General features: G+C 68.5%; 12 protein-coding genes. 8 read left to right on the forward strand and 4 right to left on the reverse strand.

The window, feature by feature from the left end; translation table 11 throughout:
• The first annotated feature begins 313 nt into the window (after window positions 1-313).
• The 4 genes from BLT27_RS07910 to gatE all read left to right on the forward strand — a co-directional run bounded on the left by BLT27_RS07910 (window position 314) and on the right by gatE (window position 4,831).
• Window positions 314-778, forward strand: coding sequence for a pyridoxamine 5'-phosphate oxidase family protein (locus BLT27_RS07910; RefSeq protein WP_175526416.1), 465 nt, complete (start codon window positions 314-316; stop codon window positions 776-778).
• Between the two features lie 162 nt (window positions 779-940).
• The gene (locus tag BLT27_RS07915) at window positions 941-2,347 is read left to right on the forward strand and encodes a class II fumarate hydratase (protein WP_089732625.1); all 1,407 of its coding nucleotides are present in this window, start codon (window positions 941-943) and stop codon (window positions 2,345-2,347) included.
• A gap of 252 nt (window positions 2,348-2,599) precedes the next feature.
• Window positions 2,600-2,833, forward strand: coding sequence for an HVO_2901 family zinc finger protein (locus tag BLT27_RS07920; RefSeq protein WP_089732627.1), 234 nt, complete (start codon window positions 2,600-2,602; stop codon window positions 2,831-2,833).
• Window positions 2,834-2,962: 129 nt separating this feature from the next.
• Window positions 2,963-4,831 (forward strand): Glu-tRNA(Gln) amidotransferase subunit GatE, encoded by a 1,869-nt coding sequence (gatE, locus tag BLT27_RS07925; protein WP_089732629.1) that lies wholly within the window; start codon window positions 2,963-2,965, stop codon window positions 4,829-4,831.
• A gap of 25 nt (window positions 4,832-4,856) precedes the next feature.
• Here the strand turns inward: gatE and BLT27_RS07930 are convergent, their stop codons facing one another.
• The 3 genes from BLT27_RS07930 to BLT27_RS07940 all read right to left on the reverse strand — a co-directional run bounded on the left by BLT27_RS07930 (window position 4,857) and on the right by BLT27_RS07940 (window position 7,197).
• Window positions 4,857-5,729 (reverse strand): phosphatase PAP2 family protein, encoded by an 873-nt coding sequence (locus tag BLT27_RS07930; protein WP_089732631.1) that lies wholly within the window; start codon window positions 5,727-5,729, stop codon window positions 4,857-4,859.
• A gap of 173 nt (window positions 5,730-5,902) precedes the next feature.
• On the reverse strand, window positions 5,903-6,661 hold the full coding sequence (locus tag BLT27_RS07935) for an RNA methyltransferase (RefSeq protein WP_089732633.1): 759 nt from the start codon (window positions 6,659-6,661) through the stop codon (window positions 5,903-5,905).
• A complete protein-coding gene (locus tag BLT27_RS07940) occupies window positions 6,658-7,197 on the reverse strand; it encodes a DUF8114 family protein (RefSeq protein WP_089732635.1) in 540 nt (179 codons plus the stop codon). Before BLT27_RS07940 ends, BLT27_RS07935 begins: the two co-directional genes overlap by 4 nt.
• A 578-nt stretch (window positions 7,198-7,775) precedes the next feature.
• On the opposite strand from BLT27_RS07940, the gene BLT27_RS07945 reads away from it, so the two are divergent.
• Window positions 7,776-8,243, forward strand: a complete 468-nt coding sequence (locus BLT27_RS07945) for a hypothetical protein (RefSeq protein WP_089732637.1) — start codon at window positions 7,776-7,778, stop codon at window positions 8,241-8,243.
• Window positions 8,244-8,249: 6 nt separating this feature from the next.
• Here BLT27_RS07945 and BLT27_RS07950 read toward each other — a convergent pair whose 3' ends face one another.
• Window positions 8,250-9,896, reverse strand: coding sequence for a hydroxysqualene dehydroxylase (locus BLT27_RS07950; RefSeq protein WP_089732639.1), 1,647 nt, complete (start codon window positions 9,894-9,896; stop codon window positions 8,250-8,252).
• A 115-nt stretch (window positions 9,897-10,011) separates the two neighbouring features.
• On the opposite strand from BLT27_RS07950, the gene BLT27_RS07955 reads away from it, so the two are divergent.
• From BLT27_RS07955 to BLT27_RS07965, 3 genes are all read left to right on the forward strand, one after another.
• Window positions 10,012-10,308, forward strand: a complete 297-nt coding sequence (locus BLT27_RS07955) for a NifU family protein (protein ID WP_089732641.1) — start codon at window positions 10,012-10,014, stop codon at window positions 10,306-10,308.
• 80 nt (window positions 10,309-10,388) lie between these two features.
• A complete protein-coding gene (locus tag BLT27_RS07960; RefSeq protein ID WP_217639112.1) occupies window positions 10,389-10,751 on the forward strand; it encodes a DUF192 domain-containing protein in 363 nt (120 codons plus the stop codon).
• Window positions 10,752-10,843: 92 nt separating this feature from the next.
• A complete protein-coding gene (locus BLT27_RS07965) occupies window positions 10,844-12,430 on the forward strand; it encodes an alpha-isopropylmalate synthase regulatory domain-containing protein (protein ID WP_089732643.1) in 1,587 nt (528 codons plus the stop codon).
• Window positions 12,431-12,481: the final 51 nt, after the last annotated feature.

The following is a 12,481-nucleotide window of genomic DNA, read 5'->3' on the forward strand; positions in this document are numbered from 1 at the left end:
AAGGGGAGTTTGAACCAGGGAGCGAGCACAGCGAGCGACCGCGGTTCAAATCTCCCTCTCGGCGTTTCTCTCGACGCGATGACGACGAGCGGTGCGTCTTCCGAACGCAGTGAGGAACAGGAGGTCGCGAACGGGGAGCGACGCGACCCGTGAGCGGCGTCCCGTCCAGTTCCGACTGGGAGGCCCCGGTATGTTTCCGGGGCGACGAGAGACGGGAGCCGTCCTCGCTCGACCGCTCGCGGACGGACACGACGTTACCAGCCGGCGGGAACCGACCTCCACATCTAATGGCTCGTGCTATCAATACACACATATGGCGCAGCAGACAGCAACGCAGATGGACGCACTGGAGATAGACGAGTTCCTCGAATCACAACAGACGGGTGTCCTCGCGCTCGCGAACGACGGCGACGCCTACGCGGTCCCGCTCTCGTTCGCGTACGACGACGACGACCGGTCGGTGTACCTACGGCTCGGGTTCGCACCGGGGAGTCAGAAGCAGCGCTACCTCGAGAGGACCGACCACGTCTCCTTCGTCGTCTACGACGACACCGACGAGGGCTGGAAGAGCGTCCTCGTGGAGGGGAAGGTGACGATGCTGTCACACGACAGCCTCGACGCCGCCATCGTGGAGGTGATGGAGGGGCTCGACATCCCGTACTTCCAGGTCCACTCCCGGCCGGCGACCGATATCCAGTTCAACGTTGCCTGTATCGAGCCGACGCAGGTGAACGGTATCATCGAGGGGTACTCCCACCGGACGGACGACGAGGCGTGACGCGTCGGAGTCCGGTGCTTCCGTCCCCCGCACGTGGCCGAATTTTCAGCGGGTCCTCCCCGGAACACCTGCCGACAATGGGTCACCCGCGGGTAAGTCGGGACTACCGACCGGCGCGGCGGTTTCGGTGGGTTTTACGCCCCGTCGCGCGTCGGTTCGCCCATGTCCGACGACTACCGCACCGAACAGGACAGCCTCGGCGAGATGCAGGTACCGGCCGACGCGTACTGGGGTGCACAGACCCAGCGCGCGGTCGAGAACTTCCCCATCTCGGGGCTGACGTTCGGCCGCCGGTTCGTGCGCGCCCTCGGTGTCGTGAAGAAGGCCGCGGCGCAGGCCAACCGCGACCTCGAGATGATCCCGGAGGACAAGGCCGACTGCATCGTCGCCGCCGCCGACGAGGTCATCGCCGGCGAGCACGACGACCAGTTCCCGGTCGACGTGTTCCAGACCGGCTCGGGCACGTCCTCGAACATGAACGCCAACGAGGTCATCTCGAACCGCGCCACCGAGCTCTACGGCGGCGACATCGGCTCCCGGGAGATCCACCCGAACGACCACGTGAACTTCGGCCAGTCGAGCAACGACGTCATCCCCACCGCGATGCACGTCGCGGCGCTCGAGGCCGTCGAGAAGGACGTCATCCCGGCGCTGGACATCCTCCGCGAGGCGCTGCGCGCGAAGGAGGAGGAGTTCGACGGCGTCGTCAAGACCGGCCGCACCCACCTGCAGGACGCGACGCCGGTCCGGCTCGGCCAGGAGTTCGGCGGCTACGCAACCCAGATGGAGAAGGGGCTCGTCCGCGTCGACAACGTCCGCGAGCACCTGAGCGAGCTCGCGCTCGGCGGGACCGCGGTCGGCACGGGGCTGAACACGCACCCCGAGTTCGCCTCGCGTGCGGCCGAGTACATCACGAAGGAGACGGGCGTCCAGTTCCGCGAGGCCGACGACCACTTCGAGGCGCAGGCCGCTCACGACGCGATGGGGGAGGCCCACGGCGCGCTCCGGACCGTCGCCGGGAGCCTGAACAAGATCGCGAACGACCTGCGGCTGCTCGCCTCCGGCCCGCGCAACGGGCTCGGCGAGATCGAGCAGCCCGAGAACCAGCCCGGCTCGTCCATCATGCCCGGCAAGGTGAACCCGGTCGTCGCCGAGGCCGTCAACCAGGTGCACAAGCAGGTCGTCGGCAACGACGCCGCCGTCTCGGCCGGCGCTGCGGAGGGCCAGCTCGACCTCAACCTGTACAAGCCGGTCTGTGCGTACAACTTCCTGCAGTCCGCCGAACTCGTCACGAACGCGAGCGAAGTGTTCGCCCGGAAGTTCGTCGCGAAGCTGGAGGCCAACGAGGAGCACTGTCAGGACCAGGTCGAGCAGTCGATGGCGCTCGCGACCGCGCTCAACCCGCACATCGGCTACGACAAGGCCAGCGAGGTCGCCAAGGCCGCGCTGAAGGAGGACAAGACCGTCCGCGAGGTCGTCGTCGAGAAGGGCTACCTCTCGGAGGCGGAGGCCGACGAGGTCATCGACCCCGAGGCGATGACCTACACCGGCATCCTGGGCGACGACTGAGCCGGCCCGTCAAGTAGCTCTCGAAGCGGGGCTACAGCACCCGGAACCGTTCGATGGGACCGTACGACCCGGTCGTCGACCACGACTCGTCGGTCCCGCGCCGCCGTGCGGAGAAAGATTTATCACTTCGAAATTCGCTGACTGGCTTCAGACCGACCGCACGACGGCAGTAAGTTACCGAGAGTGACCGGTAGACGGCGCCACGGCGAACAATCCACTGTTGTTATGGGGGATGCCGGAGTCGATTCGAGTATGTACACCTGCAGAGACTGCAATCAGTCGTTCAGCACAGAGCTCGCCCTCGAGCTACACCACGACAAGTGCGAGAAGGGCCAGCTGTTCTGCGAGTCCTGTGGTGGACGATTCTCCGAGCGCGTAGCGACACGGGACGGCTGGCACTACCGATGTCCAGACGAGGACTGCGACGGCGAGGGCCTCGGCGACGACATCGTCCGCATCGAGGACATCAAGGCAGCGACGCAGTGAGCGCGCTGGCGGCGGGCAGTTCTGTGGACGCCTGCTTCTGAGAGGAGTCGCTCTCCGAACCCGACGGAGGAACACACTATCGGGGGAGACTGGACGGTTTTTTACCCCTCCGGGTCGGACCTGCTCTCAATGACCGACCACGACTACGACGAGCTCGGGTTGGTGGCCGGGCTGGAGATCCATCAGCAGCTCGACACCGACACGAAGCTGTTCTGTTCGTGTCCGACCGACCTCCGCGAGGCCGACGCGTCGACCCGCCAGTTCACGCGGTACCTGCATCCCACGAAGAGCGAACTCGGCGAGATCGACGAGGCGGCGCTGGAGGAGAGCCAGGTCGAACGGGAGTTCACCTACCTCGGCTACGACACCACCTGCCTCGTCGAGGAGGACGACGAACCGCCGCACCGGCTCGACCAGGAGGCACGCACGGTCGTCCTCGAGATCGCCCAGCTGCTCGACATGGAGCCGGTGGACGTCGCGCACGTCATGCGCAAGCTCGTCGTCGACGGCTCGAACACGTCGGGGTTCCAGCGCTCGACGCTCGTGGCGACCGACGGCGAGATACAGACGGACGAGGGCCCCGTCAGAGTCGCGGACCTGATGCTGGAGGAGGAGAGCGCCCAGCGCATCGAGGAGACCGAGGCGGGCGTCACCTACAGCCTCGACCGGCTCGGCATCCCGCTGGTGGAGATCGGCACGAAGCCCGACATCTCCTCGCCGGAGCAGGCCCGCGACGCGGCCGAGCGCATCGGGATGCTCCTCCGCTCGACGGGCCACGTGAAGCGTGGACTGGGGACCATCCGGCAGGACGTGAACATCTCCATCGCCGACGGTGCGCGGGTCGAGGTGAAGGGCGTCCAGAGCCTCGACGACATCGACGACATCGTCCGGAACGAGGTCGGCCGGCAGGTCGCACTCCTCGACATCGCGGCCGAACTCGAGGAGCGCGGCGCGAGCGTCGGCGAGGTCCAGGACGTGACCGGGGTCTTCGAGGACACCGACTCCGGTGTCGTCCGGGGCGCGCTCGAAGACGGCGGTGCGGTGTACGCGGTGCCGCTGTACGGCTTCGACGGGCTGGTCGGCCGGGAGATACAGCCCGACCGTCGGCTCGGCACCGAGCTCTCGGACCACGCGAAGCGTCACGGCGCGGGCGGTATCTTCCACACGGACGAGCTGCCGGCGTACGGCGTCACCGAGGCGGAGGTCGAGGCCATGTGCGAGGCCGTCGGTGCCGGTGAGGAGGACGCGGTCGCGATGGTCGCCGCCGAGGCGGGCGTCGCCGAGCCGGCCGTCGAGGCCGCTGCAGCCCGCGCGGAGACGGCGATGGACGGTGTCCCGGAGGAAACTCGTGGCGCGAACGAGGACGGGACGACGCGCTACCTGCGGCCGCTGCCCGGCGCGGCGCGGATGTACCCCGAGACGGACGTGCCGCCGGTCGAGCTCGACCCGAGCGAGGTCGCGGTCCCCGAACTCCTCACCGAGAAGGTCGAGCGGTACCAGGACGAGTACGACCTCGACGCCGGACTGGCCGAGCAGGTCGCCTACGGCACGCACATGCCGCTGTTCGAGTCCGTGGTCGCCGATGGGGTCGACGCGACGCTCGCCGCAGGGACGCTGGAGTCGACGCTGACCGAGCTCCGCCGCGACGACGTCCCCGTCGCCGACCTCACGGACGAGCACCTCCGCGACGCGCTACGCCTCGTCGACGACGGCGAGGTACCGAACGAGGGGCTGCCCGAGCTACTGACCGCGCTGGCGGTGAACCCCGAGCTGACCGCTGAGGAGGCGGTCGAGCAGGAGGACCTCGGCGGCGTCGACGAGAGCGAGGTGCGAGAGGCCGTCGTCGAGGTCGTCGAGCGCAACGCCGACCAGGTCGCGGAACAGGGGATGGGCGCGTTCTCGGCGCTCATGGGCGAGTGCATGGGTGCGCTGCGCGGCAAGGCCGACGGCGACGTCGTCAGCGACACGCTCCGCGAGGAGATCCAGAAGCGCGCCTGAACGAGGGGCGCGAGAAGCGGTTCTTTCAGTCGGCCCGCTGTCCCCGCGTCTCGGTGTCCTCGTCGCCGATGGGGAGCAGCCGGGCGACCCGGGCCTCGTACACCGCCGGGTCGGGCATCCGCTGGGAGATGTAGTACGCGATACCGACGAGCACCAGCGCGAACGCCGCGTCGGTCAGCCAGTGGACGCCGAGGTAGAACGTCGAGAACATGATGAGCACCGTCAGGATGCCGGCCAGCCACGCGTACGGCCGGTCGGTCTCGCGGGCGTACAGCGCCGCCATCGCGGAGATGCCGGTGTGCAGGCTCGGGAACGCCTTCACCAGCGTGTCCGTCGAGGTGATTCCCTCGCTCACGATGGGGTGGAGGTTGTACAGCAGGGCGCGCATGACGGGCTCGCCGCTCGCGGTCTGCCCGAGGTACTCCGAGGTCACCGCGACCGGGAACGCGAGGAAGTACGGGAGCGCGAGCAGGACGAGCAGCGCGTAGCCCGCACAGTACCGCCGGGCCTGCTCGCGGTCGTGTACCTTCAGCTTGAAGTAGGTGAACAGGGTCACGAACGGGAAGCCGATGAGGTAGACGAACGCCAGGAAGTACGTCATCGGCTCCCACGTGAACGCCTGGAAGTAGAGCACGGTCGTTCCTTCCAGGTCGTAGATGACGGACGTGTACGCCGCGCCGGAGTGGAACGTCGCCGCCATGGTGTTCACGCCCTGGGTGACGACCCAGGCGACACCGAGGTACTTCCAGTCGGTCCTGACCAGTTCCCGGGCGAACTCTCGTGGCGAGGTCTCGGGGACGAACAGGGCGAAGCCGACGGCGAACGTGATGAGGGTCGGGACAGTCACGACGAGGGTGAACAGGGTCCCGAACGAGATGGAGGGCAGGAGCTGTTGCATGGTCCTACACGACGTGGGCTGTCGGCGGCTGTCGTTCGTCGAGTGAGACGTCGGGCGGTGCGCCGGGGCGGAACCGTCGCTGGGGGCTCTGGAGGGGCATGAGACCTATCGATTACTACATAATCCCTCGCGTCGATTAAAGACTTTCCGGTACAGTTGACATGCGCCCCGGGCTACTGCTCGCCGTCGCGGCCGCGGGCCGTTCGTCCCCGCTCGAGCTCCTCGCTCGCCCGACGGAAGATGCCCATCAGCGTCCGCGTCTCCCGCTCCGTCAGGTGTGCTCGACCGAACACCCGGCGGGCCATCCTGACAGTTTTGTGCCGCTTCTCGTCGTTGTGGTCGATGCCGTCGAGCAGGTCCTCGAACTTCTCGTACAGGTGCTCGATGAGCTCCTCGTCGGCGCGCTCGTGCTGCCGGTCCGGCAGCTGGTTCTCCTCGACGGTGAGCTCGCGCAGTTCGTACATCGTCACCGTCGCGGCCTGGCCGAGGTTCAGCACCGGGTACTCGTCGCTCGCCGGGATGGAGCAGACCGCGTCCAGCCGGGAGAGCTCGCGGTTGTGCAGGCCGTTGGCCTCCCGACCGAACACGATGCAGCTGTCGCCGTCGAGCTCGGCGAGGTCGTCGGCGAGCTCGGCCGGCGTCGAGTACGGGAACCGGACGTGCTTCCGGCAGTCCTCGTTCGTCGTCGCCGTCAGCCCGACGGTGTAGTAGTTCTCGACGAGGTCGTCGAAGCTGACCTCGCGAGCGTTCGCGAGCACGTCGCGGCGCGCGCGGCCAGCGAACCCCCACGCCTCCCCGTGCTTCTCCTTGACGCCTTCGGGTGGGTCTACCAGCAGCAACTCCGACAGCCCGAAGTTCTTCATCGAGCGGGCGATGGTGCCGACGTTTCCGGGGGTCTTCGCGTCGACGACCGCCACGGCGGGGACGCTCATGTGTCGCCGCCGGTCGGGTAGTCCCGGTCGAACTCCATGTTCCGCAGGTCGATGCGTTTCTCCTCGTCCTGCTCCTGCTCGTCGGCGAACTCCTCGGGGTCTGGCAGGTCCGGCGTCGGCAGGTCGCGCGGGTCGGTGTCGACGTGCTCCAGTCCCGCGTACCCCTCCGGCGCGCGCCCGCCGTCCAGGAACCACTCGTGGAACGCCTCCTCGAACTCGTCGGTCTCGGCGTACTCGGCGCCGCCCTCCTCGCGGAACCAGTAGAGGAAGTCCGGCTCGTGCTCGTCACAGAGGACGGCCTCGTTCAGCGGTTCGCCGTACACCGCCGCGGCCTCGTTGCACTCCTCGATGTTCTCGTCCCCGTGGATGAGCCAGCAGGCGTCGCAGGGCCCGCTGAAGATGGCGGTGAGCCGGACGAGACGCCGGCGCGTGTCGTCGCTCATCTCGTCGAAGGGACGCACCTCGCCAGTCTCGGTGAACACCTCGTCCTCGTCGAAGCGCCACCCGCGGAGGCCGATGCTGATCTTCTCGCTCATACCCGTCGGTATCGGGTCTGTGGGTAAAAGCGACGCGTATCGGGACTAGTAGCTGTGGCTCGTGATTGGGTCGGGTCAGTCTCGGACACGGACGGTCAGGAAGCGACTTCGAGGCCAACAGGACCGATTGACGATACCAACCGGAAAGCCCCACCGTCGGACCTGCGGTCCGACGAGCCCCCGTTCGCTCGCAAGCTCGCTCACGGGGACACCCGAGCGCGACCGCCCCGCACCTCAGACCTCCCCAGCCGATTGCGCTTCTCAGTCGCTAGCGTCCCCGGAAATCTCCGATTTCCGGTGGGCTCACGAGACGCAAGCGTCTCGTGACCGCTCCCTCCGGTGCCTGAGTGCTACGCGCTCAGACTCGCGAGAGCGAAGCTCTCGCGTCGCTCATCCCTCGCGCGAGTACGGCGAGCGGCCTTCGGTACGCTCGCCAGCCGCGCGCCATCCGGTTAGGCGGACAACGACGACGCCACAGTCTGGGAACCCTACGCTGGCCGAAGTTCTAGATACTCGTCAGCTATTGTCAGGTCGAGTCCTCCCGAAGATACTTGCCTGTGTCCTCCGGTACATCGGTCATGCGACGCAGGGCCGCCCTGCTGTGTCTCTGTCTGGTCCTCGCAGGCTGTTCGTCGTCGACACCAGCTCCGGAGACGACGACGGCGACGGACTCTCCGTGTTCGACGACGGTCGAGTACGAGCACCGACCGGTTCCCGACCTGCCCTCGAACGTCACCCGTGAGACGGCCATCGCGTTCGCAGAGCGCCACGCCGAGGCCCTGGCGTGGAACGATAGCGTCCGTTCGGCCGAGTTCGGTCTCAGTGTTACCAGCGACACATCCGTCGTGAACCGGACCCCTGACGGGTTCGTCATCCACGTCACCGGTGGGGTGACGTTCCGGGGCTGCACCGACGGGAGCGTGTGGGTCGCGGACGGCGGACTGGCTGCGAACTACTTCGTGAACGAGACGACGGCTATCCGCCTCGATCAGCCACAGAACACCACCGACGACCCGCGAGAGCACGGCGGCGAGGTCGTCGCGTAACTCGGTTCAGGGCCGCACCACGTCACGGTACGCCGACCAGAGCGACGACGCGCCCTCCCCGGGGTGGGTCAGCCCGAGGCGCTGGCCGAGGTCGTCCTGCCGGCGCAGCGGCGCGAAGACGGCGGGCCACTCGAACGGCCAGACCTCGCAGCGCTTCGACGGGTGGCCGAGGTCGTCGAGCAGCGCGTTGACGGCGCGGCGGGCGGCCTCGTTCGCGCACTCCATGCTGGCGAGGTCGGTCTCTGTGCGGACGTAGTCGGCGGCGAGGTAGAGGTTCGGGCACTCGGTTGCGGCCTCGGGGCGGTGCTCCAGGCTCCCGACGGTGTTGATGAGCAGCTCGGCGTCGTTGGTGACCGTGCCGGTCTCCTCGTCGAAGCCGACCGCGGGGTCGAGCTGGCTGGCGACGAGGGTCGACTCGTTCAGCAGGTCGGTGCCGAGGTGGGCCCGGAGCTGCTCCCAGACCTCCGTGACGATCTCCTCGCGGGTGCATTCGCGGGCTGGTTTGCCGTAGACGATGCCGGGTTCGTCCCACTCGGAGACGATGACAGAGAGCACGCCCTCGGTCTCCGCGAGGGCGTTCCAGTCGTAACGCTCCCAGAACTGGCGCTGGCTCACCGCGGTCAGCGCCCACGGCGAGTCGTAGAACACCCCGTGGCCGCGCACGGGGGCGACGTCCTCGCGGAGGTAGAACTGCACGCCGTTCATCCAGCCGTGGTCGAGGTTCCGGACGCCGGACAGCGAGGGGGCAGCCCGCTCCAGTTCGGGCGTGAGCAGGTCGTCGACTGCGGGGGCCGGAACCGCGAGGACGTAGTGGTCCGCCTCGACGCGCTCCGCGTCGCCGTCGGGGCCGTCGTGGCGGACCGTCGCGCCGGTGACGCGCTCGCCGTCGGCGTCGACGGCGGTGACGGCCGCGTTCGGGACGAGGTCGACGCCGCGGCGGCGCAGGTGGTCGACCCAGGGGTCGATCCAGGCCTCGTTCGTCGGTCCGTCGAGCAGCCGGTCGGCGGGCAGCTCCGGGTCGAACAGCCCGCGGAGCATCTGGAGGTAGATGCGACCGATGGTCCGCGTCGAGGACACCTGCGGACGCATCGCCACGAGCGACTGCGTGATGCCGTAGCCGAGGTACGTCTGGTACGCCTGGGACATCTCCTCGGCGCGGATGAACTCCCACCAGGAGCGATGCTCGTACTCCTCGCGCCAGCGTCGCTCCGAGCTGGACAGCAGCGTGAGGAGCCGGTTCGCGAAGAACGCCGCCTCGTCGCGGGGGACGTCGGAGCCGAAGACGGTCTGGATGCGTTCGCGCCACTCCCGGACCGACCGCGGCGCTTCGACGCGCATGAGCCGGTCGTCCCCGTCCGTCACCGCCTGCAGCAGCTCGTCGGTGGTCGTCAGCCGGTCGACGACGGTGCCGCCGTCGACCGGGATGCGGGACATGGTGTCGGTGACGTGCCGGTAGAACCCCGGGAAGAACCGGAACCCGTGCTCCGCCGGGAGATGGGCGTCGCCGTCGGCCGGACCGGGGAAGCTCCGGGCCTTCCCGCCGAAGCGGTCGTTCCGCTCGTACACCGTCACGTCGAAGCCCCGTTCCGCGAGTTCGTGCGCTGCGCTCAGGCCGCCGATACCGCCGCCGAGGATGGCTACCGTTCGTGTCATTATCTGTCGTGGAGGCCGGGTGTTCACCCCCGCTAGGGAACACAGCACAAAAACCGTTCGCACGGCCACGCCGCCTATGCCAACGTCTATACTGCTCGCGTTCCTCCCGGTAATCATGACCGACGAGTCGGACCTTCGCGACCGCATCGGGGCGTTCCTCGACCGTAACTTCCCGCAGATAGAGATGCACGGGGGGAGCTGGGACATCGCGAGGCTCGACCCGGAGACCGGCGAGGTGCACCTGCTGCTCTCGGGGGCCTGCGACGGCTGTGGCATCTCCAGCCTGACGACCGAGGCGCTCCGGGCCCGGCTCCCGGCCGAGATTCCCGAACTGACCGAGGTCACCGTCGAGACCGGCATGGGCGAGGAGTCCCGGCCGACGGCGGAGGACCTCTCCGACGTGCCGTTCTGACCCGGCCGTGCCGGGAGGGCGCGGGTTTGACGCCGGCCCGACCCGCAGACATAAATCGAGGGCGGTCGAAGCCCCTGCCTGTGCGACTGGTCCACTACGAGGCGAAGGGCGACGACGAGCTGGCCTCGCAGACGCTCGCCTCGACCGTCGAGTTCGCCGACACCGTCCTCTCGCGGGCCAGGGGGCTGATGTTCCGTCGTTCGGTTCCCGACGACTACGCGCTGGTGTTCCGGTTCGAGAAGCCGGGGACACGCGACCTCCACATGGCGTTCGTCCCCTTCGCCATCGACGCGCTCTGGCTGGTCGACGACGAGGTCGTCCAGAAGAAGCGGCTCCGGCCCTGGGTCGGCCTGGGCCGGGCGACGGCCGACACCATCGTCGAACTGCCGGCGGGCGCGGCCGACGACGTGGAGCCGGGCGACGTCGTCCACGTCGAGGAGTAACCGTCGGCAGTTTTTGCGGGTCCGACAGTTCGGTCTGTCCGACGGACTCATTGATACCCGTGTGCGTCCTCCCACCGAGTGGCATATGACCGGTGACCGATTTATTCGGGGGCTCCCCCGAACACACACTCTCGAACGCTGACGTCAGCTTTCTAGACACGACACTTCGCGACGGAGAACAGGCACCCGGCGTCTCGTTGACGCCCGAGGAGAAAGTGGAGATAGCGGAGGCGCTGGAGCGCGCCGGCGTCTCCGTCGTCGAGGCGGGCTCGGCCTGCACGGGCGAGGGCGAGCGCGCGGCCATCAGCCGCGTCACCGACCTCGGGCTGGACGCGACGGTGACGAGCTTCGCCCGCGGGCTGCAGGCCGACATCGACGGCGCGCTCGCCTGTGATGTCGACGGCGTCAACCTCGTCGTCCCGTCGAGCGACCGCCACGTCGAGCGGAAGGTCGGTTCGACCCGCGACGAAGTGCTCGACTCGACCGTCGAGCTCGTCGAGTACGCGAAAGACCACGGCCTCTGGGTCGAGGTCATCGGCGAGGACGGCTCGCGTGCCGACCTCGACTACCTCGCGGCCCTCGCGGAGGTCTCGCTCGATGCGGGGGCAGACCGGTTCTGCTTCGCCGACACGGTCGGCCACGCCGGCCCGGAGCAGACCGCCGACGCCGTCGAGCGCCTGGCCGCGCTCGGCCCCGTCAGCGCGCACACGCACGACGACCTCGGTCTCGGCGTGACGAACGCGCTGGCGGCCGTCGAGGCGGGGGCGGACCTCGTCCACGCGACAGTCAACGGCGTCGGCGAGCGCGCCGGCAACGTCGCGCTGGAGGAGGTCGTCATGGCCCTCTCGCACGTCTACGGCGTCGACACGCTCGACACGGAGACGCTGTACGACCTCGGGAGCGTCGCCGCCCGGACGACCGGGATGCGGCCAGCGCCGAACAAGGCCGTCACGGGCGCGAACGCGTTCGCCCACGAGTCGGGCATCCACACAGACGGCACGCTGAAGGACGACCGGATGTACGAGCCGTACCCGCCGGAAGCAGTCGGCCGGGAGCGCCGGCTGGTCCTCGGCAAGCACGCCGGGCGGGCGGGCGTCCGCGCTGCGCTCGCCGAGCACGGGCTCGACGTCACCGAGGACGAACTCGGCACTGTGGTCGAGCGCGTGAAGGACCTCGCGGAGCGCGGCCGGCGCGTGACAGACGCCGACCTCCTCGCGGTCACGGAGGACGTGACGGGCCGCGAGCGCGAGCGCCGGGTCGAACTCGTCGAGGTCACGGCGACCGCGGGCAGCGCGACTCCGACGGCCAGCGTCAGGCTGGACGTGGACCAGTCGGTGCTGGGTCCCGACCAGTACGGGGACGACGAGGTCGAGGACGGCACGGTCGAACGCGTCGCCAGCGGCACCGGCTCCGGGCCGGTCGACGCCGCGGTCTCGGCGGTCCGCAAGGCAGTCGGCGGCGCGACGGACGTCCATCTCACGGCGTACCACGTGGACGCCATCACCGGCGGTACGGACGCTCTCGTCACCGTCGAAGTGACGATGGCCCGCGACGACGACGAGGTGACCGTGGCACACAGCGACGCCGACATCACCCGTGCGAGCGTCGAGGCGATGGTCGACGCACTCGACCGACTGTTGACGGACGAACAGCCGCGTCTCGCGCCGACGACGGACTGACGAGCGGAAACTGCACGGTTTTTTAACTACCAGTATCCTTGTTTCGGCCGT

This window comes from Haloarchaeobius iranensis, from assembly GCF_900103505.1.
GTDB lineage: Archaea > Halobacteriota > Halobacteria > Halobacteriales > Natrialbaceae > Haloarchaeobius > Haloarchaeobius iranensis.